The sequence below is a fragment of the Streptomyces hyderabadensis genome (genome assembly GCF_020404845.1).
Lineage (GTDB): Bacteria > Actinomycetota > Actinomycetes > Streptomycetales > Streptomycetaceae > Streptomyces > Streptomyces hyderabadensis.
Genome location: NZ_JAIOJZ010000006.1, coordinates 142729 through 168932, shown reverse-complemented (window position 1 = coordinate 168932; position 26204 = coordinate 142729). Strand labels below are relative to the sequence as shown.

The window sequence follows — 26204 nt, the reverse complement described above, 5'->3', positions numbered from 1 at the left end:
CGGCTCACCTCAGCTTCGGGTCGAGGGCGTCGCGCACCGCGTCGCCGAGCATGATGAACGCGAGGACGGTGATGGCGAGCGCACCGGACGGCCACAGCAGCGCGTGCGGGGCGTTGCGCACGTAGGGGGCGGCGGAGGAGATGTCGATGCCCCAGGAGACGCTGGGCGGTTTCAGGCCGACGCCGAGGAAGGACAGGGTCGCCTCCAGGGAGATGTAGGTGCCGAGCGCGATGGTCGCCACGACGATGACCGGGGCGACGGCGTTGGGCGCGATGTGCCGCAGCAGCAGCCGGGAGTTGGAGGCGCCCAGTGCGCGGGCCGCCTGGACGTAGTCGTTCTGCTTGGCGGTGATGACGGAGCCGCGGGCGATGCGGGAGATCTGCGGCCAGCCGAGCAGCACGATGAAGCCGATGACCGGCCAGATGGTGTTGCTGGTGATGACGGAGAGCAGCACGAGGCCGCCCAGGACGACCGGGATGGCGAAGAAGACGTCGGTGATCCGGGACAGGATCGCGTCCCCCGCGCCGCCGAAGAACCCGGCGAGCCCGCCGAGCACGCTGCCGAGGACGGCGACGCCGAGCGTGGCCAGGATGCCGACCGCGACCGAGGTGCGGGCGCCGTAGACGGTCCGGGTGTAGACGTCGCAGCCCTGGCCGTTGAAGCCGAAGGGGTGACCGGCCTGGGAGCCCTCCTGGGCCTTGGCCAGGTCGCACTTGAGGGGGCTGCCGGAGGCGATCAGGGACGGCCACAGGGAGATGACGATCAGGAAGAGGATCACCAGCGCCGAGATGATGAAGACGGGGTTGCGGCGCAGGTCGTGCCAGGCGTCGGACCACAGGCTGCGGGGCTTGTCGCGCGGGTCGGCCCCGTCCGGTCCCGGCGGCTGCTCCAGCGTGACCGCCTCGCTGGCGCCGAGGTCCATGGTGCCGCCCATGCCGGTGCCGGCGATGGCGCGTTCGGGCTCGTAGGGCTCCTGATCAGGCATAGCGGATCCTCGGGTCGAGTACGGCGTACAGGAGGTCGACGACGAGGTTGGCGACGAGGAAGACGAGGACCAGGACGGTGACGAAGCCGACCACGGTCTGGGTGTTCTGGCGCAGGATGCCCTGGTAGAGCTGGTAGCCGACGCCGTGGATGTTGAAGATCCGCTCGGTGACGATGGCGCCGCCCATCAGCGCCCCGATGTCGGTGCCGATGAAGGTGACCACCGGGATGAGGGAGTTGCGCAGCAGGTGCCGGGTGATGACCCGGTGGCGGGGCAGCCCCTTGGCGATGGCGGTGCGCACGTAGTCGGAGCGCCGGTTCTCCGCGATGGAGGTGCGGGTCAGCCGGGTGACGTAGGCCAGCGAGACCGAGGCGAGGACCAGTCCGGGCACGATCAGCTCGCCGAAGGCCGCCTCGGAGGAGACGGCCGGGTCGATCCAGCCCCACTTGACGCCGAGCAGCAGCTGGAGCAGCAGACCGGTGACGAAGGTGGGCACGGAGATGACGACGAGGGTCAGCAGCAGCACCCCGGTGTCGACGGGACGGCCGCGGCGCAGGCCGGTGACGACGCCGAGGATGATGCCGACGACGATCTCGAAGAGGATCGCGACGATGGTCAGCCGGATGGTGACCGGGAAGGCCGTCCCCATCAGCTCGGTGACCGGCTGGCCGTTGAAGGCGGTGCCGAAGTCGCCGGTGAAGACGTTGCCCATGTAGGTGGCGTACTGCTGCCACACGGGCTGGTCGAGGCCGAACTCGTGCCGCAGTTGCGCGGCCGTCGCCGGGTCGCACTCCCGGTCGCCGCACAGGCCCGCAATGGGGTCGCCCATCACGTTGACCATGAGGAAGATCAGCAGCGTGGCCCCGATGAAGACCGGGATCATCTGGAGCAGCCGCCGGACGACATAGCGTCCCATGGCGCCCCCTCAGCCGACCTTGATCTCGTTGTAGACCGGGACGCTGAACGGGTTCAGCTCGACGTCGGAGAGCCGGTCCGAGTAGCCGGCGCTGCCGTTCTGGTACCAGAGCGGGATGGCCGCCATGTTGTCGCGGACGACCTCCTCGGCCTGCTGGAAGGTCTTGACGGCCTCTGCGGTGTCGGTCTGCCCGTTGGCCTTGTCGACGAGCCCGTCGAACTCCTCGTTGGACCACTTGCCGTCGTTGGAGGAGGCGTTGGTGTAGTAGAGCGGCTGGAGGAAGTTCTGGATGAGCGGGTAGTCCATCTGCCAGCCGGCGCGGAAGGGGCCGCTCATCTTCTTGTCGGTGATCTGGTTGCGGAAGTCGGCGAAGGTGCCGACCGGGTTCCCGGCGCACGCGCGGTCGTTGTCCAGGGCGTTGTTGATGGAGTTGCAGACCGCGTCGACCCACTGCTTGTGGGAGCCGGTGTCGGCGTTGTACGTGATCTTGACCTGGCCGCCGGGGAGCCCGCCGCCCTCCTTGACCAGCTTCTTGGCCTCCTCGGCGTTGTACTCGCAGGCGTCCCCGCACAGGCCCGGCTTGTAGCCGCCGTCCTCGCCGAGCACCGGCGAGGTCCAGTCGGTGGCCGGGGTGCGGGTGTTCTGGAAGATCGTGTCGGTGATCTGCTTGCGGTCGATCGCCATGGACAGGCCCTTGCGGACCTTCTCCGAACCGGACTTGTTCCAGTCGTTGTCGTAGAACGGGAAGGCGAGGGTCTGGATGATGCCGGCCGGGGTGTTGATGTACCGGTCGCCGAGGTCGTTCTTGACGTTCTTGAGCTGGGAGGCCGGGACGTCGTCGACGAGGTCGAGGTTGCCCGCGATCAGGTCGGTGTAGGCGGTGTTGTTGTCGGTGTAGACCTTGAGGTCCACACCGCCGTTCTGCGCCTTGTCCGGGCCGGGGTAGTCGTCCCACTTGCGCAGGGACATCTGGGAGCCGCGGGTGTAGTTGTCGACCTGGTAGGGGCCGTTGCCGACCGGCTTCTTCAGCCAGGCGTCGTGGTCGTCGAAGAACGCCTTGGGCAGCGGTGCGAAGGCGGCGTAGCCGAGGGTGTCGGGGAAGCTGGAGAACTTCTGGTTGAGCTTGACGGTGAAGGTCCGCGGGCCGGTCACCTTCAGCCCGGAGAGCGTGTCGGCGCTCTGCGAGCCGCTCTCGGGGTGCACCTTGTCGTAGCCGTCGATGTACGCGAAGAAGTACGCGTTGCGCTGGTTGTTCTTCAGGCTCGCGCCGTAGTTCCAGGCGTCGACGAAGGACTGGGCGGTGACCTTCTCGCCGTTGGAGAAGGTCCAGCCGTCCTTGACGGTCACGGTGAAGTTCTGCGAGTCGGAGGTCTCGATCTTCTCGGCGAGCATGTCCTTGGCCTCGCCGGTCTTCGGGTCGTACTTCTTCAGCCCCCGGAAGATCATGTCGAGGACCTTGCCGCCCTGCACCTCGTTGGTGTTGGCCGGCTCCAGCGGGTTCTGCGGGTCGCCCCAGGAGGAGCTGAGCACGCCGCCGCCGTCCCCGCCGCTGCCCCCGTCCCCGCCCCCGCCGCCGCAGGCCGTCGCCGCGAGGACTACCGCCGCCGCGCAAGCGGCCCATTTGGCGTGCGTGGCTCCGCGCATGGAGTGCCTCCTCGTGCCCTGACTCGTCCGCTGGTCCGTTCCGGTCCAGCCTCAAGGGGCGTACTCGGGGGCGCACACTCGTCCGGGCCATACGGGTTGCCGGTGTCCTCCGGACGGGTGCAGGGGGGTGTGCGGCATGCCGAGGGGCGGCGGCGGGAGTCCTCCTCCCGCCGCCGCCCCTCGCCGGCCGCCTGTGTGTGCCGGTCAGCCCTTGGAGACGGCCGCGCCGCCGTCGGCGTCGTCCTCCATCGCCTTCAGGCCCGGGTCCATGACGATGTCCTCGGCCCTGGCCTCCGTCGAGCCCGCCTCCGGGAAGTGGCAGGCCGTCAGGTGACCCTCACGGCTGCCGGAGAGCTGCACGAGCGGCGGCTCCTCGGTCGCGCACTTGTCCTGTGCCTTCCAGCACCGGGTGCGGAACCGGCAGCCGGAGGGCGGCGAGATCGGCGAGGGCACGTCGCCCTCCAGCCGGATCCGCTCCTTCTTGTCGGCGTCGAGGTCCGCCTCGGGCACGGCCGACAGCAGGGCGTGCGTGTACGGGTGGCGGGGGCGGTTGTAGAGCGAGTCGCGGTCCGCGATCTCCACGATCTTGCCCAGGTACATCACCGCGACGCGCTGCGAGAAGTGCCGCACGACGGCCAGGTCGTGGGCGATGAAGACGAACGCGATGCCCATCTCCCGCTGCACCTCCTGCAGCAGGTTCACCACCTGGGCCTGGATCGACACGTCGAGCGCGGAGACCGGCTCGTCGGCGACGATGAGCTTCGGCTGCAGCGCGACGGCGCGCGCCACCCCGATGCGCTGCCGCTGGCCTCCGGAGAACTCGTGCGGGAAGCGGTTGTAGTGCTCCGGGTTGAGACCGACGATCTCCAGCAGCTCCCGGACGCGCTTCTCCCGGCCGCCGGGCGGGTTGATCCCGTTGATCTCCATCGGGCCCGAGATGATCGTGCCGACGGTCTGCCGCGGGTTCAGGGACGCGTACGGGTCCTGGAAGATCATCTGGATCTCGGACCGGATCGGCGCCAGTTCCCGCCGGTTGGCCCGGGTGATGTCCTTGCCCCGGTACTCGATCGTGCCCTGCGTCGGCTCGTACAGCCGGGTCAGCAGCCGGCCGGTGGTCGACTTGCCGCAGCCGGACTCGCCGACGAGGCCGAGGCTCTCGCCCGGGTAGACCTCGAAGTCGACGCCGTCCACGGCCTTGACGTGGCCGACGGTGCGCTTGATCGGGAAGCCGCCCTTGATCGGGAAGTGCTTCGCCAGGCCGCTGACCTTGAGAAGCGGCGCGGTGTCGCCGTCCCGCTGCTGCGGGAAGTCGTCGGCCACCGCTGTGGTGGTCTTGGTGTTGTCGCTCATGGTGATGCCCCAGTCGCCGGTTTCCGCTCAGCCCAGCCGGGGCTGAATCTTCTCGATGAACACCTGCTGCCGCTGGTCGCCCGTCAGGTGGCAGGCGGCGGCGCGGCCGCCGGGGAGCGTCGGACGCTCACCCGAGCAGCGCTCGCCGGAGACCAGGTCGGTGAAGCCGCACCGCGGGTGGAACGCGCACCCGGAGGGCGGGTTCAGCAGCGAGGGCGGCGATCCCGGGATCGGCATCAGCGGCTCGTCGACGTCGGAGGTGAGGTTCGGCATCGAGCTGAGCAGGCCCCAGGTGTACGGGTGCTGCGGGGACTTGAGCACCTCACGCACCGTGCCGCGCTCCACGGCCCGGCCCGCGTACATGACCATGATGTCGTCGGCCATGTTGCCGACCACGCCCAGGTCGTGGGTGATCATGATGATCGCGGAGCCGAACTCCTGCTGGAGGTCCTTGAGCAGGTCGAGGATCTGCGCCTGGACGGTCACGTCGAGCGCCGTGGTGGGCTCGTCCGCGATGAGCAGGTCCGGGTTGCACGACAGGGCCATCGCGATCATGGCGCGCTGGCGCATACCGCCGGAGAACTGGTGCGGGTAGTCGTCGACCCGCTTCTGCGGGTGCGGGATGCCGACCTTCTGCAGCAGGTCGATGGCGCGCATCCGGGCGTCCTTCTTGGACGCGCCGTTGTGCTTCATGAACGGCTCAGCGATCTGCCGGCCGACCGTGTAGTACGGCGACAGCGCGGTCAGCGCGTCCTGGAAGATCATCGCCATCTTCTTGCCGCGCAGCTTCTCCAGCTGCTTCTCGCTGGCGTCGGTCAGCTCCTGGCCGTCCAGGGTGATCGAGCCGTCGATCGCGGTCTTGCGGCGGTCGTGCAGGCCGAGGACGGCCAGGTTGGTCACCGACTTGCCGGAGCCGGACTCGCCCACGATGCCGAGGGTCTTGCCCCGTGCCAGGTCGAAGGAGAGTCCGTCCACCGCCTTGACGACGCCGCCCTCGGTGGAGAAGTGGACCTTGAGGTCGCGCACCGAGAGAAACGCGTCCCCCGCGGCGGCGGCCGGGGCCGCTTCGGGCTTGGTCTGAGTGGTCACGGTGGTTCTCCTAGGACAGGCGCACGCGCGGGTCGATGACGGCGTACAGGGCGTCCACGATCAGGTTGAAGACGATGATGAGCGCGGCGCTGACCAGCATGACGCCCATCAGCATCGGCAGGTCCTTGTTGATGACCGAGTCCAGCGCGAGCCGGCCGACCCCGGCGAGGCCGAAGGTCATCTCGGTCACCATGCCGCCGCCCATCAGCGCGGACAGGTCGATGCCGAGGATGGTGACGATGGGGACGAGCGAGCCGCGCCAGGCGTAGCGGAAGAAGGTGTAGTTGCCCGACATGCCCTTGGCACGGGCCGCCTTCACGTGCTCTTCCTGTAGTTGCTCGATCATCGACGACCGGCTCATACGGGTGTAGTTGGCGGTGAAGATGGTCGCCATGACGATCCAGGGGATCAGCAGACCGGCGAACCAGCCGGCGACGTCCTCGGAGATCGGCACGTACTTGGGCTTCTCCAGCCAGCCGGTGCTGTAGACGAGGGCGAGCAGGACGAGCGGGCCGAGGAAGTAGATCTGCAGGGAGCTGACGACGAGCGAGCCGGAGCTGAACACCTTGTCGATCCAGGTGCCGCGGTTCCTGGCGGCCAGCAGGCCGGCACCGAGGCCGACGATCAGGAAGACGACCAGGGAGCCGACGGTCAGCGAGACGGTCAGCGGGAAGCGGTCGAGGATCGTGTCCCAGACGTTCTGGTTGTTGGCGAAGGAGACGCCGAAGCAGGGGGCCGCGCAGTGGCCGACGGCGAAGTCACGGCCGGCGAAGATGCCGACCAGGAAGTTCCAGTACTGCACCGGGACCGGCTTGTCGAGGCCCAGGTTCTTGTGGATGATCTCCAGCGCGTCCGGAGTGCAGTTCTTGCCACAGGCCAGCATGGCCGGGTCCTGCGGGATCGCGAAGAACATGAAGAAGGTGAAGGCACTGATCAACACCAGGATCAGCACCGCGCCGAAGGACCGGCGAATGAGGAATTGAAGCATGGCAGACAGCTGCTCTCAGGACTGCGGCAGTGGAATGGGGAGGACTGGAGGAGGTCCGGGCCCGGTGGCGGGCGCTCCGCAGCGCGCCCGCCACCGGTTTCCCGGCCGGACGGGTTACTTCTTCAGGAAGACCCGGGTCACGTCCACGTAGCTCGAGTCAGAGCTGTAGCGGATGCCGCCGACGTTCGAACCGAAGATCTGGAAGACCTTGGTGTAGTAGATCGGGGCCGCCGGGTTCACTTCCTTGGAGATGTACTCGTTCAGGTCGTGCCAGGCCTTGGTGGCCTCCGCCGTGTCCGTGATCTGCTGGATGCGCTTGATCTCGGAGTTGACGTGCTCGTCGTTGATGTGCGAGTAGTTCGACGCGCCGTCCTGGATCTGCGTGCCGTCGTAGACCGGCGGGATGACCGTGGAGGCGGACGGCCAGTCCTGGCCCCAACCGGTCATGTAGAGGTCCAGACCGTTCTTGACCTTGCCGACCTGCTCGTACCAGGTGGCGGAGTCGATCTCCTTCTTCTGGATGTCGAGACCGATCTTCTCCAGCGCGGTGGAGATCAGGACGGCCTGCTTCTGCCGCTCAGGCGTGTTGGCGTAGGCGTAGACGAGGCTCTTGCCCTCGAAGCCGCCTTCCTTGATCAGCTTCTTGGCGGCCTCGATGTCGCCGTTCGGCTTCTTGGCGCGGTTGAACGGGTCGAACGACTCGTCGTAGCCCGGGGTGGTGGGCGACATCAGCGAGTTGGCGACCTCGCCGCCGTAGGCACCGCCGTCGGCCTTGAAGACCGAGTCGGAGGGCAGCGCCAGGGTGATGGCGTCACGGAGCTTCTTGTCCTTGACGCGGTCCATGTTGAAGTTCAGCTGCCACACGTACGGGGCGTAGCCCTGGATCGTGCGGTTCTTCATCGCGTCCTCGTCGCCGACCACCTTCTGGAGCTGCGTGGTGGCGACCTGACCCGTGAACATCATGGCGTTCTTGGCCTCGCCCTGGTCGGCGAGGAGGGTCTTGGTCTGGTCCTCGTCGTCGTGGTTCATCTCGATGTTGAACCCGTCGACGTACTGGTGGCGCACCGAGTCGGACTTGGGGTCCCACTGGGTGTTCTTGACCAGCTTCATGGACTTGCCCGGCTTGAAGTCGGCGATCTTGTACGGGCCGACGGCGACGGGCGCGTTGTCGTACTTCTCCTTGGTGTCCGTCTCCTCCGGGACGACGCTGTAACCGGGCATGGTCAGCATCTGCGGGAGGTCGGGGCGGGCGACCTTGAAGTGGAAGACGATCGTCTTGTCGTCCGGCGTCTCCAGGACGTTGTCGGGCAGGTGCTTGCCCTTGTCCGGACCCTCGTAGGCGTCGCGGTAGGTGGTGCCGTCGCCGGACAGCCACTGCTGCAGGTAGGTCGGACCGTCGGTGATGTAGCTGGAGTACATCCGCTCGATCGTGTGGCGGATGTCCGCCGAGTTGATCGGGTTGCCGTTGGCGTCCTTCAGGTTGTCCTTGAGGGTGTACGTCCAGGTCTTGCCGCCGTCGGACTGCTTGCCCGCGTCGGTGGCGAGGTCGCCCACGACGGTCAGGTTGCCGTTCTCGTCCTCGTTGTACTGGGTCAGACCGCGGAAGATGAGGCGGCTGAGCAGCTTGCCGTCCGAGACGTAGATCTGGCCCGGGTCCAGGTGGGAGAAGTCCGCCGTCTGGTACACGGTCATGGTGCCGCCGGGCTTGGCGCCCGGGACCTCGGGGGCCGGGCCGGTGGACGCCTGCGCGTCGCCGATCTGCACCGGCTTCGACTGCGACTTGGCGTCTTCCTTCTTCTTGCTGTTGTCCTTGGCGGAGCTGTCGCTGTCGCCACCACCGCAGGCGGTGAGGGTGAGGGCGCCGGCGGCGACCGCAACTATCGCGGCCGTCGCGGTGCGGTTACGGAGAATGCTCATAGGGACGAATCCACCTGCCTGTGAGTAGTGAGCGCTGCTGGTACGTGGCCGGGACCGGGCTGAGCGGCACCGAACCGGCCGGGGCGAGGATGTGGGGGGATTTCCCCTGGGCCTCAGCGGTTCCCCTTGGGGTCGAAGGCGTCCCGCACCGAGTCGCCGAGGAGGTTGAAGGCCACGATGAAGATCACCATGGCGACTCCGGGGAAGAGCATGTAGTACGGGTCCTGCTCGACGATGTCGGCACCGATGGCGAACATCCGCCCCCAGTCCGGCGTGGGCTCGACGTATCCCACGCCCACGAAGGACAGGAACGCGATGCTGAGGATGGTGCTCGGCAGCGTCAGCGTCGCCTGTACCAGTGTCGGAGTGACGATATTGGGCAGCAGTTCCTTGCGGAGGATGCGCCAGGGCGAGGCACCGGAGATGCGTGCCGCCTCGATGAACTCCCTGTCACGCAACGACATGGTCGCACCGCGGACGATGCGGGCCATGCTCATCCAGCCCAGGAAGGACAGCACGATGATGATCGCGCAGGCGCGCACGTAGGTGGGCGTCTCCTTGTCCGGGGCGACGAACACGGTGGTGATGACGGGCATCGCGGCGACGAAGAAGAGCTGGCTGGGCAGGGCCATGAAGAAGTCGGTGATCCGGCCGAGCCAGTAGTCGATCTTCCCGCCGAAGTAGCCGCCGGCCAGGCCGATCAGGACGCCCAGGACCGTCATGATGAGGGTCGCCGCAAGGGCGGTGGCCATCGAGTTGCGCATGCCGTACAGCAGCTGGGTGAACACGTCGCGGCCCAGACCCGGTTCGATGCCGAACCAGAAGTCGCCGCCGATACCGCCGTACGGCGCGGCGGGCATGGTGAACATGTCCAGAAGGTCCGGGTTGTCCTGCCCGTACAGCGTGTACGGGTCCTTGCCGTAGACCTTCGAGATCAGCGGTGCCGCCGCGGCGATCACGAAGAAGAACAGGACGATGAAGGCAGAGATCACACCGGCCCGGTCGCGCTTGAAGCGCGCCCACATCAACTGGCCGGGCTTGCGCCCCTCCGGCTCCTTGGGCTTCGGGGCGTCGCCCTGCGGCGCGCTCTCTTTGTCCAAGACGGAAGAGGCTTCAGCACCCTCAATCTCGATTGGACTCGTCATGATTCGTCCATTTCACAGGTAGGAGGTCGTCGGCTGTGCACGCGGCCGGCGGCCTTCGCACGGCGTACGTCTGGGCGCAGCGCGCGAGGGGAACAACGACGGAGGGGCGACACCGCCCCCGGAGAACCCTGGCTCGCGGTCGGCGGCTACCGACCGACGGCACACGACGTCAAGGAAGTTCGCGACGCCGGGCCGCTGCCGCATCCACCGTGACGGCACTGAACGCACCCGCGGGGCCTACACCTGCCATCGGGGACGACGCGACCCATATGGCGCTTGTGGCACCTCGCATGGGTTCCTCCTCATGAATCCGCTGGTTCACCGCAAAGAGGAGCACGCGACACATTCCGGCCATCGGCCGGTGATGAGATCGTCGGGCGCCCTCACGCTCGCGAGCCTGCGCCCCGTCAGCGCGTGACCCGTTTATCCGAGCTCTACGCGCCTAACTATCTGCCATCCTCCGGGGAACGAACCACAGGTTCGAGGTCTCGGTTCGATCACAGATAGGGGCCAGATCTTTCAAAATCCGGACAAAGGGTTTGGTACGAGATCGCTGCGAAACGGACTTGTTACACATCTAACGGTGGTGACCGTCCGCATAACGGACGGCCGCGCGGCAGAAATTGATTGCGCGTAACGTGCTGTGGGTGCAAGCTGACCCGCAGGTATGTCCCGCGCCCGGCAGGTCCGCCGGCGCCGGCCGCCGGACACCCGGACGGGACCGCCCGCCGGCACTCCGGGCGGAGTGCTTTCGCGCAGGTTAGTGCGGCCCTGCCCGCCTCGCCGCGCCCCCCGGGGAAATCGAGGGTTTTCCCTACCCCCCGCGTCCCGCCCGCGTCGGGACTCACGCCAAACGGCACCGGACACCACGTGAGCCGTGGCGTCCGGTGCCGTCCGTCGTGCGGTGGTCCGCTCAGCCGTGCTTGGCGCGGCTGGCGGCGCGGGCGCGCTCGCGGGCGTCCAGGTTCACCTTGCGGATGCGGACCGCCTCCGGGGTCACCTCGACGCACTCGTCGTCGCGGCAGAACTCCAGGGACTGCTCCAGCGACAGCTTGCGCGGCGGGACGATCGACTCCGTCACATCGGCCGTGGACGACCGCATGTTGGTGAGCTTCTTCTCCTTGGTGATGTTGACGTCCATGTCGTCGGCGCGGGAGTTCTCGCCGACGATCATGCCCTCGTACACCTCGGTGCCGGGCTCGGTGAAGAGGACGCCGCGCTCCTGGAGGTTGGTCATCGCGAACGCGGTGACGGCGCCGGAGCGGTCGGCGACCAGCGAGCCGTTGTTGCGGGTCGTCAGGGTGCCGAACCAGGGCTCGTGGCCCTCGTGGATGGAGTGGGCGATGCCGGTGCCGCGGGTCTGGGTCAGGAACTCCGTCCGGAATCCGATCAGGCCGCGCGAGGGCACCACGAACTCCATGCGGACCCAGCCGGAGCCGTGGTTGGACATGTTGTCCATCCGGCCCTTGCGCACGCCCATGAGCTGCGTGACGGCGCCCATGTGCTCCTCGGGCACGTCGATCGTCATCCGCTCGACGGGCTCGTACGTCTTGCCCTCGACCTCCTTGGTGACGACCTGCGGCTTGCCGACGGTCAGCTCGTAGCCCTCGCGGCGCATGGTCTCCACCAGGATGGCCAGCGCCAGCTCGCCGCGGCCCTGCACCTCCCAGGCGTCCGGGCGGTCGGTGTCCAGGACGCGGAGCGAGACGTTGCCGATCAGCTCGCGGTCCAGGCGGTCCTTGACCTGGCGGGCGGTGACCTTGCGGTCCTTGACGGCCGCCTTGTTGTCCGCGCCCTTGCCGGTGGCGCCGCGGCCGACCAGCGGGGAGGTGTTGGTGCCGATGGTCATCGAGATCGCGGGCTCGTCGACCGTGATCAGCGGCAGCGGGACCGGGTTCTCCTGGTCGGCCAGGGTCTCGCCGATCATGATCTCGGGGATGCCGGCGACCGCGCAGATGTCACCGGGGCCGGCCTTCTCGGCGGGCTTGCGGGTGAGCGCCTCGGTCATCATCAGCTCGGAGATCCGCACGTTCTGCACGGAGCCGTCGCGCTTCATCCAGGCGACGGTCTGGCCCTTCTTCAGCTCGCCCTGGTGCACGCGCAGCAGCGCGATGCGGCCGAGGAAGTTGTCGGCGTCCAGGTTGGTGACGTGCGCCTGGAGCGGGGCCTCGGCGTCGTAGGTGGGCGCCGGGATGTAGTCCAGGATCGTCGAGAAGAACGGCTCCAGGCTGGTGGAGTCGGCGGGGACCGTGCCGTCCTCGGGCTTGGTGAGGGAGGCGACGCCGTCCCGGCCGCAGGCGTAGACGATCGGGAACTCGATCTGCTCCTCGTCGGCGTCCAGGTCGAGGAAGAGGTCGTAGGTCTCGTTGACCACCTCGTCGATCCGGGCGTCCGGACGGTCCGTCTTGTTGATGCACAGGATGATCGGCAGCCGCTGGGCGAGCGCCTTGCGCAGCACGAAGCGGGTCTGCGGCAGCGGCCCCTCGGAGGCGTCCACGAGCAGCACGACACCGTCGACCATCGACAGACCGCGCTCGACCTCGCCGCCGAAGTCGGCGTGGCCGGGGGTGTCGATGATGTTGATCGTGATCGGGTCCCCGCCGTCCTTCGGGTGGTACTTCACCGCGGTGTTCTTGGCGAGGATCGTGATGCCCTTCTCACGCTCCAGGTCGTTCGAGTCCATCATGCGGTCGTCGACGGAATCGAGCTGGTGCGCCGCGAACGCACCGGCCTGCTTGAGCATTCCGTCGACGATGGTGGTCTTGCCGTGGTCGACGTGGGCGACGATGGCGACGTTGCGGATGTCGTGACGCGTGGTAGACGCGGCCATAAGTGGCTTACTCCCGGAGGGTGTGAGGACGGCCGTCGCGGACGTCCGTGTCACGCGGGCCTGCCGGGCGGTACATGCCACGGCCTCACCCAATGGTACGGGGCCCCGGGGGCTGCGGCTTGCCGGGAGGGTTCAGGACGAGGGCGAGGGCGAGGAAGGGGCGGAGGGCAGGGAGCCCCGGGCGCCCTTCTCGAGGAAGCCCATGTCCTCGTAGAGGGGGGTCTCGAAGCCGAAGGCGCCCGCGTTGGCGAGGTTCTTGCGGGCCGCAACCAGCTGGGGGCGCTGGTAGAGGGGGACCGAGCCGGCCGCCGCCCAGATCCGCGAGTCGGCCTTGCGCAGCAGGTCCCGGGCCTCCTTCTGGTCCAGCGTGGCCATGGCCCGGTCGAAGAGCTGGTCGACCTGGTCGGTGCCGACCCGGGTGTAGTTCTGCGCGACGTTCAGGGAACCGTCGGCGGCCGGGACGGGCTTGGCGTAGATGGGGCGGGCGTCGGTGGCGGGGAAGGCGGAGGCGGGCCAGGAGTAGAGGGCCAGGTCGTACTCGCCGGCGGCGATGTGGTCCTTGAAGTAGCTCTCGTCCGGCACCTTGGTGATCTTGGTGCCGATGCCGATCTCCTTGAGCATGTCCGTGATGCGGTCAGCCACGGTGCGCAGGGTCTCGGAGCCGGGGCCCGAGGGCAGCACGAAGCGGAGGGTGAGCGCCTTGCCGTCCTTGGCGAGCGGGGCCGCGGCGGCGCCGGCCGGGGCCGCGGTGCCCTTGGGGGCGTAGGCGCCGGGCGCGCCGCCCTGGGCGGTGTTCTTGCCGCTGCTGTGCTTCTCGCCGCTCTCGCGGTCCGCGCCGTCGTCGTTCTCGCCGTCGTTCTCGCCGGCGTTCTTGTTGTCCTCGCCGACGATGTACGTGCCGTCGTCGTCGCCCTCGGACTTCTGCCCGTCCTTCTCGTCCTTGTCCTTCTTCTCCTGCTCGGCGCCGGCCGCCTCCTCGCCGTCCTTCTTCTTCACCGGGCCGCCGGGGACCCATCCGGCGTCCGCGAGCAGGGCCCGGGCCTCCTTGGCGTTCTGCTCGCCGAGCGCGCCGCTGCCGTCGGCGTAGGCGGGCTGGCCGGACAGTGCGAGGTGGCTGCCCACGGGGTCGGCGGGCAGGCCGAGCGGCTTCAGCACCGTCTCGGCCAGCTTCTCCCGGTCCAGGGCGCGGGCCACGGCCCTGCGGACCCGCTCGTCGGCGAGGGGGCCGTCGGCGCCGTTGAGGGCGAGCTGGGTGTAGGCGGGCTCCAGCGACTTGCGGACCTCGTAGCCGCTGAGGGCCTGCTGGCGGCGCCGGGCCTTCGCCTCGGCCTCCTGCCGCTTCTCGCGGGCGAGGACCTCCTCCTCGGCGGCCTCCTCGTCGGAGCCGTTGGCGACGGCCCAGGAGCGCAGCGCCTCGGCGGCGGACCTGCCCTGCGCGCCCGGTGCCGGGGAGCCTCCGGGGCCCATGAGCGGGGTGCCGGTGGCGGGGTCCCGGGGGGCGCCCGCCAGGCCGACCTCGTCGGCGGTCTCCGGGTCGATCTCGGCGAGGTCCAGCTCGCCGGCGACCAGTTCGGAGACCCGCTCGTCACGCGGGACGGCGCGCAGCACGATCTGGTCCAGCTTCGCCGGCTCGCCCCACCAGCGGGGGTTGCCGGTGAGGACGACCCGGTCGCCCTTGGTGTCGACCTTCTTGACGGCGAACGGGCCGGCGCTGACCTTGAGCGTCCGCCGGGCGCCGTCGTTGAAGGCGTCCGGGGTGCCCGTGACGTCCTTCGGGTACAGGGGCGTGAACAGGGCCTTCCAGTCGGCGTAGGGCCGGCTGAAGGTGACCTTGACCTCCAGGTCGTTGGCGCCGCGCTCGATCTTCTCGATGCGGTCGTACCCGGCGTTGCGGGCGGTCCAGTAGGCGCTGTCCTTCCCGGACAGGGCGCGCCACTGGGCGGCGAAGTCCGCGGCGCCGATCTCCCGGCCGTCGCTCCAGACGGCCTGCTGGTTCAGCTTGTAGACGACGACCTGCTTGGGCTCGGTGTCGACGACCTCGGCCGACTCCAGGTAGTCGGGGTTGCGCACCGGGCTGCCGGTCTCGTCCGTGCGGAACATCGAGGGCAGCACGGCCTGCGCGACGCGGGTCGTGGTGGCGTCGGCGTCCGACTGGAAGGCGTTCAGCGTGTCCGGCACGGAGTCCACGGCCCAGCGCAGGGTGCCGCCGTCGGCGATCCGGGCGCGGGCCGCGGCGGCGACGTCCTGTTCGGCGAGCGGCTTGCTGGACGGGTCCTCGGAGGTGCAGCCGGCCAGCGCGGGTACGGCGAGGACGCCCGCGGTGAGGAAGGCGACCGAACGCATGACCGCGCGCGGTCCGACGCCGACGTGGGACATCTCTGCTACCTCCGGAAGGCCGCGTGTGCTGCGTTTGCGAGGATTTACGAGATTTGCGGTATTCAAGTTGATCATTTGTATCCGGACGGGGATGCGGCCACTGAAGGGGAAACGGTTCCGCCACGCTGGGAGACACGGCGACGACGGTGTGTAACGTCACCCGTGCGGCGCAACGCCACCCGCGGTGCACCGACACGCCCCGGCCAATCGCTGCACATCCCTTCCCAGCGACAGGTGTGACGCGCGACACTCTCAGGCGCATGAACGTAACCCCCCAGGGCCAGAGGCCCGCCGCCGTGTCCGACGGAAGTGAGGTCACGTCTTGTCCGTGCACGACGATCTGTCATCGGCACAGCGCAGCCTGGACGAACTGTCCCGGACGGTGACCCGGCTGGAACAGCAGCTGGGCAGCGGCGACCTGGAGATCCGCCGGGTCCGCACCGACGCCGACCACCTCCGCGAGAGTCTCGCGCTGCTGCGGGCGGCGGTCGCCGCGCCGGACGCGCCCAGGCGTCCGGACCTCGTCCCGATCCCCGACACGCCCTACGACGGCTCGCTGTGGACGGACTCGGACGACGAGGGTCTCGGCGCCCGCGACCGCCGCGCCCCCTGAACCCGACCCGACCGACCGGAGTCGCCCAGTGGCCACTGGTACGGAACCCCCAGCCACCGACCCCCATCCGCGCGGCGGCGTGCACACCCCGACGCGCGCCGCCATCCGCGCCCCGCACCTGCGCACCGACCGCTGGTGGCTGGCCCCGGCCGCCACCGCCGCGGGTCTGCTGGCCTTCGTCGTCTACTCGACCTGGCGGGCCTTCGCGAACGCCGACTACTACGCGGCCCCGTACGTCTCGCCCTTCTACTCCCCCTGTCTGGCGGAGAACTGCGAGCCGATGCGCTCGGGGCCCAACTGGGAGATCTTCGGCACCTGGTGGGGCATCTCCCCCGCGATCATCATCCTGATCTTCCCGCTCGGCTTCCGCCTGACCTGCTACTACTACCGCAAGGCCTACTACCGGGGCTTCTGGGCGTCCCCGCCGGCCTGCGCGGTGGCCGAACCGCACCGGAAGTACACCGGGGAGACCCGCTTCCCGCTGATCCTGCAGAACGTCCACCGGTACTTCTTCTACGCGGCGCTGCTGGTCGCGGGCATCCTCACCTACGACACCGTGCTCGCCTTCCGCGACGAGCACTACGCGTGGGGCCACATGGGGCTCGGCACCCTGGTGTTCCTCGCCAACATCGTGCTGATCTGGGCGTACACCCTCTCCTGCCACTCCTGCCGGCACATCGTCGGCGGCAAGCTCAGGCACTTCTCCCGGCATCCGGTGCGCTACCGGATGTGGCAGCTGGTCGGGAAGCTCAACGCCCGGCACATGCAGCTGGCGTGGGCGTCGCTGGTGAGCGTGGCGCTCGCCGACTTCTACGTGTATCTGGTCGCCTCCGGTGCCTTCGACGATCCGCGCTTCTTCTGATGAGTGAGGCCTTCTGATGTCCGTGGTCGACCGGCAGGAATGGGACGTCGTCGTGGTGGGCGCGGGCGGCGCCGGGCTGCGCGCCGCGATCGAGGCCCGCGAGCGCGGCGCCCGTACGGCCGTGATCTGCAAGTCGCTGTTCGGCAAGGCGCACACCGTGATGGCCGAGGGCGGCATCGCCGCCTCCATGGGCAACGTCAACTCCGGGGACAACTGGCAGGTGCACTTCCGCGACACCATGCGCGGCGGCAAGTTCCTCAACCAGTGGCGGATGGCCGAGCTGCACGCCCAGGAGGCCCCGCAGCGGGTGTGGGAGCTGGAGACGTGGGGCGCGCTGTTCGACCGCACGAAGGACGGCCGGATCTCGCAGCGCAACTTCGGCGGCCACGAGTACCCGCGCCTCGCCCATGTCGGCGACCGCACGGGCCTGGAGCTGATCCGCACCCTCCAGCAGAAGATCGTCTCGCTCCAGCAGGAGGACTTCCGCGAGACCGGGGACCACGAGTCCCGGCTGAAGGTCTTCCAGGAGTGCACGGTCACACGGGTGCTCAAGGAGGGCCGCGGCGTCTCGGGCGTCTTCGGCTACGAGCGCGAGAGCGGCCGCTTCTTCGTCCTGGAGGCGCCCGCGGTGGTGATCGCCACCGGCGGCATCGGCAAGTCGTTCAAGGTGACCTCGAACTCGTGGGAGTACACCGGCGACGGCCACGCCCTGGCACTGCTGGCCGGGGCGCCGCTGCTGAACATGGAGTTCGTGCAGTTCCACCCCACCGGCATGGTCTGGCCGCCCTCGGTGAAGGGCATCCTCGTCACCGAGTCGGTGCGCGGCGACGGCGGGGTGCTCAGGAACTCCGAGGGCAAGCGGTTCATGTTCGACTACATCCCGGACGTCTTCAAGGAGAAGTACGCCGAGTCGGAGGCGGAGGGCGACCGCTGGTACGACGACCCGGACCACAACCGGCGCCCGCCCGAGCTGCTGCCCCGCGACGAGGTCGCCCGCGCCATCAACGCCGAGGTGAAGGAGGGCCGGGGCTCCCCGCACGGCGGGGTCTTCCTCGACGTGTCCACCCGGATGCCCGCGGAGGTGATCCGGCGCCGGCTGCCCTCCATGTACCACCAGTTCAAGGAGCTGGCGGACGTCGACATCACGGCTGAGGCGATGGAGGTCGGGCCCACCTGCCACTACGTGATGGGCGGCATCGCCGTCGACTCCGACACCGCCGCCGCGCGCGGGGTGCCGGGCCTGTACGCCGCCGGCGAGGTGGCCGGCGGCATGCACGGCTCCAACCGGCTGGGCGGCAACTCGCTGTCCGACCTGCTGGTGTTCGGGCGCCGGGCGGGGCGGTACGCCGCCGAGTACGCGGCGGGCCGGACGGACGAGGGCGCGCGCACCCGGGTCGACGACGCCCAGGTCGACGCCGCCGCCGCGGAGGCGCTGCGGCCGTTCTCCGCCGAGGCCGAGGAGCCCGATGCCGGGCCGCCGGAGAACCCGTACACCCTCCACCAGGAACTCCAGCAGACCATGAACGACCTGGTCGGCATCATCCGCCGGGAGGCGGAGATGAAGCAGGCCCTGGAGAAGCTGGCGGAGCTGCGGGTGCGGGCCCGCCGGGCCGGGGTGGAGGGGCACCGGCAGTTCAACCCGGGCTGGCACCTCGCCCTGGACCTGCGCAACATGCTGCTGGTCAGCGAGTGCGTGGCGCGGGCCGCGCTGGAGCGCACCGAGTCGCGCGGCGGGCACACCCGCGAGGACCATCCGTCGATGGACCGGCGCTGGCGCCCGGTCAACCTGATCTGCTCGCTGGCCGGTCCGGCGGACGAACCCGCGGCCACGGACCCGGAGCGCGGCCGGATCGCCCTGGAGCGGCAGACCACCGAGCCGATCCGGCCCGACCTGCTCGCCCTCTTCGACAAGGAGGAGCTGGTGAAGTACCTCGCCGACGAGGAACTGGAGGGCCGGTCCGAATGAGCGGCTACGAGGCCCGCTTCAAGGTGTGGCGCGGTGACGTGGAGGGCGGCGGCCTGGCGGACTTCACCGTCGAGGTCAACGAGGGCGAGGTGGTCCTGGACATCATCCACCGCCTCCAGGCCACCCAGGCCCCCGACCTCGCGGTGCGCTGGAACTGCAAGGCGGGCAAGTGCGGTTCGTGCTCGGCGGAGGTCAACGGGCGGCCGCGGCTGCTGTGCATGACCCGCATGTCCGTGTTCACCCGCGAGGAGACCATCACCGTCACCCCGCTGCGCGCCTTCCCGGTGATCCGGGACCTGGTGACGGACGTCGGCTTCAACTACACCAAGGCCCGCGAGGTCCCGGCCTTCGTGCCGCCCGCCGACCTCGGGCCCGGCGAGTACCGGATGATGCAGGAGGACGTGGACCGCTCGCAGGAGTTCCGCAAGTGCATCGAGTGCTTCCTGTGCCAGGACACCTGCCACGTGGTCCGCGACCACGAGGAGAACAAGCCCGCCTTCGCGGGCCCGCGCTTCCTCATGCGCGTCGCCGAGCTGGACATGCACCCGCTGGACGCCGCCGGTGACACCGGCCTGGACCGGTCCCGCACGGCCCAGGACGACCACGGCCTCGGCTACTGCAACATCACCAAGTGCTGCACGGAGGTGTGCCCGGAGGGCATCCGGATCACGGACAACGCCCTGATCCCGCTGAAGGAGCGGGCCGTCGACCGCAAGTACGACCCGCTGGTGTGGCTGGGGTCGAAGATCGGCCGCCGGTCCCGGGGCGGCTCCTAGCGCACCCACCCGTCCCGGTACGCCGCCCAGTCCTCCTCCGTCGCCGCGAAGTCGATGTACGCGGCGACGCCGAACCGCTCGCGGTCGGCATCCGTGCGGGACAGGCCCAGGCGCACGCCCCGGACGGCGGCGGCGACGGTCTCCGCGTGGTTCCAGTGGCCGAAGCGGTTCTCGTGGTAGAAGGGCAGGCCCATCAGGAGGTGGGTGGTCGGCGGGGTGGCCTCCAGGGCCAGCGAGGTCTGCTGGGCGACGTAGCCGCCGTACAGGCTCTCCAGGGGCTGCATGGTGTCGTACGACATCACGGCGATCTGGTCGACGCGGCGGGCGACCTGGCCGAAGAACTCCTGCGACCACCACTTGGGGTGCCCGGCGACCGTGCCCCAGAAGGAGTGGAAGCCCGGCAGCGGGTCGATCTGGTGGGCGGCGACCGAGAGCTGCGCGTCCCGGGCGCGGGTGACGGCGCGGACGTCGTCGAGGAGGGAGAGGTAGTTCCGGTCGCCCGAGTGCAGCGGCTCCAGGTCGAGGTGGACGCCTTCGTAGCCCACGTCCAGGACCTGGCGGGCCGAGTCGACGACGGCGGCGCGGGTGGCGGCCTGCTCCAGGCGCATGCCGTTGGGGCTCTCGGTGGCGAGGACGTCGCCGAGGAAGGCCTGGACGCGGACGCCGGGCAGCTCCCGGTGCACGGCGTCCACCAGCCAGCCGGCCTTGGGGTAGAGGGACTCGGGCAGCGTGCCGTCGTGCTCCATCGGGCCGGTGTGGACGTAGAGGTCGCGGATTCCGGTGGTCCTCAGCTCCCGGGCCAGTGCCGTGAGGTCGGCGTCCGTCTTGCGGCCGTCGACCCATGCGTGGCCGAGCCACATCGCGTCGCGGTTCCTGGTGTGGGTGCCGTCGGCGGGGTCGCCCATGTAGTTGATGCGGAGGGCGGTCTCGGCGGTGAGGAGGGGGAGGAGCAGGACGAGGAGGACGGCGAGGGTGATGCGGCGGGTACGGCGAAGCCGCTTCTTCTTCTTCGGCCCTGGTGGGGGCTGAGCGCCGTCGGCGGCTGCCGGATCGGTTTTCGGTTCGGTGTTCCCCGGTTCGGTGTTCCCCGGTTCGGTGTTCCTCGGTTCCGTGTTTCTCGGCTCCGTGTCCTCCACGGCGTCCCCTCCCTGCGGCCCGGTTCCGGTCGCGGCGGCCGGTTGCCGCGCATACGCTCCGAGCGTGGTGCCAGCGGGGACGACTCGAACCGGTGTTCCGGTTGCGGTCAGGGGTGCGTGACGATGATCTCCGCCGATCTGCTGCCGCCCCTGGTCACCGCCGGGGCGGCCCTGCTGCTGGCCGGGTACGGGCATGTGCGCCGCACCCGGCGGGCCCGGACGCGGACGACCCCGGGCCGGGTCAGAACAGGCTCAGCAGGGCCTCCGCGGGGTCGGTGAGCTGGGTGTCGGCACCCGGCAGCGGCAGTTCGAACCAGACCGTCTTGCCGCGCGGCGTACGCCGTGAGCCCCAGGCCGCGCTGAGCAGCCCGACCAGTTGCAGACCGCGGCCGCCCTCGTCGGTGTCGCGGGCCCGGCGCCGGCGCGGCTGGACCAGGCCGGAGTCCCAGACCTCGCAGACCAGGGTGCGGTCGAGCAGGAGGCGGAGCCTGATCTCGCCCTCGCCGTAGCGGAGCGCGTTGGTGACCAGCTCGCTGACGAGCAGTTCCGTGGTGTCGACCAGCGGCTCCAGGTCCCAGGCGAGCAGCTGGGCGCGGGCGTACTCGCGGGCCCGGCCGACGCTGCGCGGCTCGCGCGGCAGGGTCCAGTCGCCGACCGAGTCGCTGGGCAGGCCCTGGACGCGGGCCATCAGCAGGGCGATGTCGTCCTCGCCGTGGTGGCTGTCGAGGGTGTTGAGGACCTGGTCGCAGACGTCCTCCAGGGGCCGGGCGGGGTCGGTGAGGGCGCCCACGAAGGCCTGCAGGCCCTCGTCGAGCGGGTGGTCGCGGCTCTCGACGAGGCCGTCGGTGTAGAGGGCGAGCAGGGCGCCCTCGGGCAGTTCGACCTCCACCTCCTCGAAGGGCTCCCCGCCGACGCCGAGCGGCAGGCCCGGCGGCACGTCCAGCATCAGCGCGGACTCGCCGGGCTCGACCAGGACGGGCGGCAGATGGCCCGCGTTGGCGAAGGTGCAGCGCCGGGTCACCGAGTCGTAGACGGCGTACACGCAGGTCGCCAGGTAGACCTCGGACAGGTCGGCCTCGCGGGGGCGGCGGGCGGCCCGGGTGGCCTGCTGGACGCCTCCCGGGGCGCCGAGGCCGCGGGCGATCTCGTCCAGCTGGGAGAGCACCTCGGCCGGTTCGAGGTCGAGCTGGGCCAGGGTGCGTACCGCGGTGCGCAGTTCACCCATCGCGACGGCGGCGCGCAGGCCGCGGCCCATGACGTCGCCGACGACCAGCGCGGTGCGGTGCCCGGGGAGTTCGATGACGTCGAACCAGTCGCCGCCGACCTCGCTGGCCCGGCCGGTGGCCGCGTTGCCCGGCAGGTAGCGGCAGGCGATGTCGAGTCCGGAGGCCTCCGGGTCGCCGGGCGGCAGCAGTGAGCGTTGCAGTATCAGCGCGCGTTCGTGTTCGCGCCGGTAGAGGCGGGCGTTGTCGATGCAGACGGCGGCGCGCGCGGCCAGTTCCACGGCGAGGTCGCGGTCGCGGTCGCCGAACGGCTCGCTGCCCTTGGTGCGGGCGAACTGGACGAGTCCGACGACCGTGTCGTGGGCGACCATCGGCACGGCGAGCGTGGACTGCACCAGCCCGCCGTCCTCGGCGGGGACGGTGCGCGGCCGGGCGGTGCGCAGGGCGTCCGCGCAGGGCGAGTTGAACGGGTAGTGGTGGACGGCGCCGAGCTTGACCCGCTCGCCGGTGCCGAGGAAGGGCGCGTCCGAGACGGCGCTGGAGAAGGCGACGCGGCGCAGTTCCGCGCTGCCGTCGGCCAGTCCTGGCGGACTCTGGTCGCCGACCAGCAGGCCCTGGTAGAGGTCGACGGTGGCCAGGTCGCAGAAGCCGGGGACGACGACGTCCAGGAGTTCGCGGGCGGTGGTCTCCAGGTCGAGGGAGTTGCCGATGCGGGCGCCGGCCTCGTTGAGGAGGGCGAGGTTGCGCCGGGCGTTGGCGGCCTCGCGGGCGGCCTGGCGGCGGGCGGTGATGTCGGTGCCCAGCCAGGCGACGCCGATGGGCCGGCCGGAACCGCTGTGCACGCGGTAGAGGTTGACGGACCAGTGGCGGCGCTCCTCCGAGCCCGGCACGAACCCCGTGACGTGCATGTCCGTGATGGAGTCGCCGGTCTCCAGGACCCGGCGCAGGGTCGCGGAGACCCGGTCGGCCTCGGCGCGCGGCAGGTAGTCGTGGACGCCCTTGCCGCGGTGGTCGTCGGGGGTGCCGCCGAAGATGGAGGCGAACCGCTGGTTGGCGCGGCGCACCCGCAGGTCGGGGTCGATCAGCAGGAACCCGAACGGAGACTGGCCGAATATGGCCTGCGACGCGGCGAGATCGGTCTCGATGCTGCGCAGGACGCGGACGTCGACGACGATGCAGACGGCGGCCCGCTCCCCGTCCTCGGTGCGCGTCGGCATGACGTACACCTCGGCCAGCCCGCGCCGTCCGCGCCGTCCGGCGGCGGGGAGTCCGGACCCGTCGGCCTCGTCCGGTGTCCGGAACGGGACCACGCCGGTCCACTCCCGCCCGTCGAGGATCTCGGTCATCTTGCGCTGGCCGCGCTCGCGCAGGTCCGGGTCGATGAAGGCCTCGATGGGGTCGGTGCCCACGGCGTCCTCGGCCCGGATGCCGAGCAGTTGCTCCGCGCGCAGGCTCCACTGGTCGACGAGTCCGTCGGGGCCGATGGAGAAGGAGGCGACCTTGATGTAGTCGTAGATGGAGCCGGGCGGGCTGCTCTGCCACACCGCGTCACCGAGTGGCGCGTCTGCCGACGGGCCCTCGGACTCCGTGGACTCCGTGGGCTCCTTGGCCCTCGCTGGTATCTCGCTCACGCGAACCGTCCCCTCCAGCTCACCGCGTCCGGCACCGGTCACCGGAGGCGGCTGCCCGCAGTATCCAGCACTACGGCGCCGCACGACACGGTGTTCACGATCACAGCACGGTCCCGATGGTTTTCGGTCCGGACCGTGACAACACTTCCAGTCTTCTAACCAGCGGACACGGCATCGAATCACGCAGTTCCACAACTGCCACTGGCCTGAACCGGTTGACGGCCCCAGCCACCAGCGATGTCGGGGCATTTCGGACACTTGACCGGCGTGGTCGCGACGGTGCGTCACGAGGCCGTCGCGCTAGCGCGGCAGGGCGAGTTCGAACCACACGGTCTTGCCCTCCTCGCCGGGGCGGGTGCCCCAGCGCCGTGCGGCGGACGCCACCAGCTGCAGACCCCGGCCGTCCTCGTCGTCGGGGCGGGCGACGCGCTCGCGGGGCGGGTCGGGCAGCGGGTCGGAGACCTCCACCCGCAGGACCCCGTCGGCTCCGGCGGCACCGCGCACCAGGCGGACGCCGATGGGTCCGGTGGCGTGCCGCAGGGCGTTGGTGACCAGCTCGCTCACCAGCAGGGCGGCGATGTCCCCGACGCCGCCGAGCCGCCATTCGTCGAGGGTGCGGCGGACCAGGGAGCGGGCGGTGCGCACGGCGTCCGGCGCCGCGGGAAAGACCCACTCGGCACAGTCGCCCTCGCCGTCACTCACGCCGATCACTTCCCCGGCCGACGCCCCCACCGCTGCCCGTTTTCGTGGGGTTAATGGGCACATACCCTTTATCCGGGCTCGGTACCGCTCGCCGGGGTGCCGCCTCGGGTCCCGCCCGAGTCCTGCCCGAGTCCCAGATGGGCGAGCACCCGCTCGACGGCCGGTACGTCCTGGTCGAGCCAGGGCACGTCCCAGACCTGGGCGGGGGTCAGCCAGCGCAGCTCGTCATGGTCCTCGAGGGGTTCGGGGGCGGCGGAGCCGGGGCGCAGGCGGGCGGTCCACACCTGGAGGACGAACGGCTCCCGCAGGGGCCACTGGCCCGGGACGCGCTCACCGGGCTCGGCCGCCACCCCCAGTTCCTCGCGCAGTTCGCGCACGAGCGCCGCCTCGGGCGTCTCGCCCGCCTCGACCTTGCCGCCGGGCAGTTCCCACCGTCCGGCCAGTTCGGCGGGCGCGCTGCGGCGCGCGGCGAGCAGGCGTCCGCCGTCGACCAGGGCGGCGCCCACCACGATCCGTTCCGTCATGCGCCGGAGCCTACGGCCCGCCCGGCCCGGTCCGGTCCGCCGCCCGGGTCAGTCCCCCGTGCGCGGTCCGGGTGTGCCGAGCCGCTCGACCCAGTAGAGCTGCTTGTGTCCGCGACCGTCGAGGGTGTCCGCGATCTGCTGGGCCTCCGCCCGGGTCGCGTACCTGCCCACGCGGTAGCGATTGCCGTTGTCGTCCTGCCGGAAGACCAGCCAGGGAAGAGTGACCGTGCTGTCGTTCATCCCGCCCCTCCACGTCCCGTTCCCGCCGCCCACGGCACCCGCTGCGCCCCGCCCGCCAAGGAAACCGCAATCCGCATATGCCCGAGCCTACGCCCAACCTTCACGGAGCGAATACGGCTTTGCACAAAGAGGTACGCAACCAGCCAGAACGCAGGGGGCGCACGGTGCGGAACGCGCCGTCTACGCACCCCGATGCCTCCGGTCACGGGCATGACGGGGCCGGGCGAGACGACCTGGGGGAACGACCGGATCGCGGCGTCGGCGCGAACGGCGCCGCGGGCCGGACGGCCGTGCGGGCGAGGGGGGTGGAGCGCGGGAGGCGCACGACTGGCGTGCGCCATCTCACACCGCCGAAGGCCGGGACCGGGCGTGTGAACTCCCCCGCCGGGGGCGCCGTTTGACGGGCTACCGGACCGGCAGGTGGTACGCCACCCGGTAGCGGTCGGCCGGGACGACCACGTCGGCGGTCTCCACCGCGCGCCCGGAGGCGTAGAAGGTGCGGTGGACGACCAGCACCACGTGCCCCGGTACGCCGCCCAGGGCGAGCAGCTCCTCGGCGAGGCCGGGGCGGGCGCCGACCTCCTCGGTGACGTTGTCGACGACGACGTCGATGGCGGCCATCCGCTCGACGACGCCCATGCCGCCGAGCGGCCCCTCCTCGGGCAGCATCACCGGGGTGCGGCCGGTGAGGTCCAGCGGCTCCCAGGAGGTGGAGAGCATGACGGCCTCCCCGGCCTCCCGGAACACGTACCGGGTGCACATCACCCGGTCACCGGGCTTGATCCCCAGCCGCTCGGCGACGGTCCCGCTCGCCTCGGCCTGCTCGCTGCGCGACTCCCAGGTGCCGCGTGCGTCGGCGTCGGCCTGCTCCTGGCGGAAGGGCGTGGCGCCGCCGGCCGGCCGGTACCCGGAGCGGGCGACGCGGCGCGGGACGGGCCGCTCGCGCACATAGGTGCCGGAGCCGGAGCGGCCCTCGACCAGGCCCTCGGCCATCAGCACCTTGCGGGCCTCCAGCGCGACGGTGTCCGAGACGCCGTACTCCTCGCGGATCCGCGCCTGGGACGGCAGGCGGGTATGGGGCGGCAGCAGGCCGTCGGCGATCTTCTTGCGGAGATCACCCGCGACACGCAGATACGCCGGCTGCTCACCGAATGTCACTGGCCGCTCCCATCAGGTTGTACAGACAGCAACAGCGTGGCAACCGTAGGTTGGGCCAGGCAAGCAAAGGCCAGAGAATCACTCGATGTGATGACTTGTGCGGGCCGAGGGCTTTACGCAGGCACTTTCTCCC

At 70.2% G+C, this 26204-nt stretch carries 20 protein-coding genes; 4 read left to right on the top strand and 16 right to left on the bottom strand.

The annotated features are described in order from the left end of the window. Positions 1 to 4 precede the first annotated feature (4 nt). The 10 genes from K7854_RS07535 to K7854_RS07490 all read right to left on the bottom strand — a co-directional run bounded on the left by K7854_RS07535 (position 5) and on the right by K7854_RS07490 (position 15240). Positions 5 to 985 (bottom strand): ABC transporter permease, encoded by a 981-nt coding sequence (locus K7854_RS07535; protein WP_226025586.1) that lies wholly within the window; start codon positions 983 to 985, stop codon positions 5 to 7. Continuing rightward, positions 978 to 1901, bottom strand: a complete 924-nt coding sequence (locus K7854_RS07530) for an ABC transporter permease (RefSeq protein ID WP_087789635.1) — start codon at positions 1899 to 1901, stop codon at positions 978 to 980. Before K7854_RS07530 ends, K7854_RS07535 begins: the two co-directional genes overlap by 8 nt. Positions 1902 to 1910: 9 nt before the next feature. Continuing rightward, positions 1911 to 3545, bottom strand: a complete 1635-nt coding sequence (locus K7854_RS07525; RefSeq protein WP_226025585.1) for a peptide ABC transporter substrate-binding protein — start codon at positions 3543 to 3545, stop codon at positions 1911 to 1913. Between the two features lie 204 nt (positions 3546 to 3749). Beyond that, positions 3750 to 4895: an ABC transporter ATP-binding protein gene (locus K7854_RS07520; RefSeq protein WP_226025584.1), complete on the bottom strand. Its 1146-nt coding sequence runs from the start codon at positions 4893 to 4895 to the stop codon at positions 3750 to 3752. A gap of 27 nt (positions 4896 to 4922) precedes the next feature. Then, on the bottom strand, positions 4923 to 5984 hold the full coding sequence (locus K7854_RS07515; RefSeq protein WP_226025583.1) for an ABC transporter ATP-binding protein: 1062 nt from the start codon (positions 5982 to 5984) through the stop codon (positions 4923 to 4925). 10 nt (positions 5985 to 5994) lie between these two features. Continuing rightward, a complete protein-coding gene (locus K7854_RS07510) occupies positions 5995 to 6972 on the bottom strand; it encodes an ABC transporter permease (RefSeq protein WP_226025582.1) in 978 nt (325 codons plus the stop codon). 114 nt (positions 6973 to 7086) lie between these two features. Beyond that, the gene (locus K7854_RS07505; protein WP_226025581.1) at positions 7087 to 8889 is read right to left on the bottom strand and encodes an ABC transporter substrate-binding protein; all 1803 of its coding nucleotides are present in this window, start codon (positions 8887 to 8889) and stop codon (positions 7087 to 7089) included. 113 nt (positions 8890 to 9002) lie between these two features. After that, entirely contained in the window at positions 9003 to 10034 is a 1032-nt protein-coding gene (locus tag K7854_RS07500; RefSeq protein WP_226025580.1) for an ABC transporter permease, read from the bottom strand. 913 nt (positions 10035 to 10947) lie between these two features. Then, complete coding sequence (typA, locus tag K7854_RS07495; protein WP_226025579.1) at positions 10948 to 12864, bottom strand: translational GTPase TypA; 1917 nt, start codon at positions 12862 to 12864, stop codon at positions 10948 to 10950. A 132-nt stretch (positions 12865 to 12996) separates the two neighbouring features. Further along, a complete protein-coding gene (locus K7854_RS07490; RefSeq protein ID WP_226025578.1) occupies positions 12997 to 15240 on the bottom strand; it encodes an ABC transporter family substrate-binding protein in 2244 nt (747 codons plus the stop codon). Between the two features lie 322 nt (positions 15241 to 15562). Between K7854_RS07490 and K7854_RS07485 the strand changes: the two genes are divergently transcribed. The 4 genes from K7854_RS07485 to K7854_RS07470 are packed head-to-tail and all read left to right on the top strand — an operon-like array spanning position 15563 to position 19457. Beyond that, positions 15563 to 15853 (top strand): Rv0250c family protein, encoded by a 291-nt coding sequence (locus K7854_RS07485; RefSeq protein WP_226025577.1) that lies wholly within the window; start codon positions 15563 to 15565, stop codon positions 15851 to 15853. A 28-nt stretch (positions 15854 to 15881) separates the two neighbouring features. After that, positions 15882 to 16715 (top strand): succinate dehydrogenase subunit SdhC, encoded by an 834-nt coding sequence (gene sdhC / locus K7854_RS07480; RefSeq protein WP_226025576.1) that lies wholly within the window; start codon positions 15882 to 15884, stop codon positions 16713 to 16715. Positions 16716 to 16731: 16 nt separating this feature from the next. Then, positions 16732 to 18681 (top strand): fumarate reductase/succinate dehydrogenase flavoprotein subunit, encoded by a 1950-nt coding sequence (locus tag K7854_RS07475; protein ID WP_226025575.1) that lies wholly within the window; start codon positions 16732 to 16734, stop codon positions 18679 to 18681. Next, positions 18678 to 19457, top strand: coding sequence for a succinate dehydrogenase/fumarate reductase iron-sulfur subunit (locus K7854_RS07470; protein WP_226025574.1), 780 nt, complete (start codon positions 18678 to 18680; stop codon positions 19455 to 19457). Before K7854_RS07475 ends, K7854_RS07470 begins: the two co-directional genes overlap by 4 nt. Here K7854_RS07470 and K7854_RS07465 read toward each other — a convergent pair. The 6 genes from K7854_RS07465 to K7854_RS07440 form a co-directional block, all read right to left on the bottom strand. Further along, positions 19454 to 20593: a glycoside hydrolase family 18 protein gene (locus K7854_RS07465; protein ID WP_226025573.1), complete on the bottom strand. Its 1140-nt coding sequence runs from the start codon at positions 20591 to 20593 to the stop codon at positions 19454 to 19456. The genes K7854_RS07470 and K7854_RS07465 overlap by 4 nt on opposite strands. Before the next feature lie 241 nt (positions 20594 to 20834). Further along, on the bottom strand, positions 20835 to 23447 hold the full coding sequence (locus K7854_RS07460; protein WP_226025572.1) for a SpoIIE family protein phosphatase: 2613 nt from the start codon (positions 23445 to 23447) through the stop codon (positions 20835 to 20837). A gap of 300 nt (positions 23448 to 23747) precedes the next feature. Next, entirely contained in the window at positions 23748 to 24179 is a 432-nt protein-coding gene (locus K7854_RS07455) for an ATP-binding protein (protein WP_226025571.1), read from the bottom strand. A 38-nt stretch (positions 24180 to 24217) separates the two neighbouring features. Beyond that, positions 24218 to 24673 (bottom strand): (deoxy)nucleoside triphosphate pyrophosphohydrolase, encoded by a 456-nt coding sequence (locus tag K7854_RS07450; RefSeq protein ID WP_226025570.1) that lies wholly within the window; start codon positions 24671 to 24673, stop codon positions 24218 to 24220. Positions 24674 to 24721: 48 nt separating this feature from the next. After that, positions 24722 to 24913: an SPOR domain-containing protein gene (locus tag K7854_RS07445; protein WP_226025569.1), complete on the bottom strand. Its 192-nt coding sequence runs from the start codon at positions 24911 to 24913 to the stop codon at positions 24722 to 24724. A gap of 405 nt (positions 24914 to 25318) precedes the next feature. After that, positions 25319 to 26071 (bottom strand): GntR family transcriptional regulator, encoded by a 753-nt coding sequence (locus K7854_RS07440; protein WP_226025568.1) that lies wholly within the window; start codon positions 26069 to 26071, stop codon positions 25319 to 25321. Between the last annotated feature and the right edge of the window lie 133 nt (positions 26072 to 26204).

Coding starts and splice junctions, on each gene's coding strand:
- K7854_RS07500 (WP_226025580.1), bottom strand. CDS start 10,034: ATGACGAGTCCAATCGAGATTGAGGGTGCTGAAGCCTCTTCCGTCTTG.
- K7854_RS07450 (WP_226025570.1), bottom strand. CDS start 24,673: ATGACGGAACGGATCGTGGTGGGCGCCGCCCTGGTCGACGGCGGACGC.
- typA (WP_226025579.1), bottom strand. CDS start 12,864: ATGGCCGCGTCTACCACGCGTCACGACATCCGCAACGTCGCCATCGTC.
- K7854_RS07445 (WP_226025569.1), bottom strand. CDS start 24,913: ATGAACGACAGCACGGTCACTCTTCCCTGGCTGGTCTTCCGGCAGGAC.
- K7854_RS07510 (WP_226025582.1), bottom strand. CDS start 6,972: ATGCTTCAATTCCTCATTCGCCGGTCCTTCGGCGCGGTGCTGATCCTG.
- K7854_RS07505 (WP_226025581.1), bottom strand. CDS start 8,889: ATGAGCATTCTCCGTAACCGCACCGCGACGGCCGCGATAGTTGCGGTC.
- K7854_RS07535 (WP_226025586.1), bottom strand. CDS start 985: ATGCCTGATCAGGAGCCCTACGAGCCCGAACGCGCCATCGCCGGCACC.
- K7854_RS07475 (WP_226025575.1), top strand. CDS start 16,732: ATGTCCGTGGTCGACCGGCAGGAATGGGACGTCGTCGTGGTGGGCGCG.
- K7854_RS07530 (WP_087789635.1), bottom strand. CDS start 1,901: ATGGGACGCTATGTCGTCCGGCGGCTGCTCCAGATGATCCCGGTCTTC.
- K7854_RS07520 (WP_226025584.1), bottom strand. CDS start 4,895: ATGAGCGACAACACCAAGACCACCACAGCGGTGGCCGACGACTTCCCG.
- K7854_RS07470 (WP_226025574.1), top strand. CDS start 18,678: ATGAGCGGCTACGAGGCCCGCTTCAAGGTGTGGCGCGGTGACGTGGAG.
- K7854_RS07525 (WP_226025585.1), bottom strand. CDS start 3,545: ATGCGCGGAGCCACGCACGCCAAATGGGCCGCTTGCGCGGCGGCGGTA.
- K7854_RS07490 (WP_226025578.1), bottom strand. CDS start 15,240: ATGTCCCACGTCGGCGTCGGACCGCGCGCGGTCATGCGTTCGGTCGCC.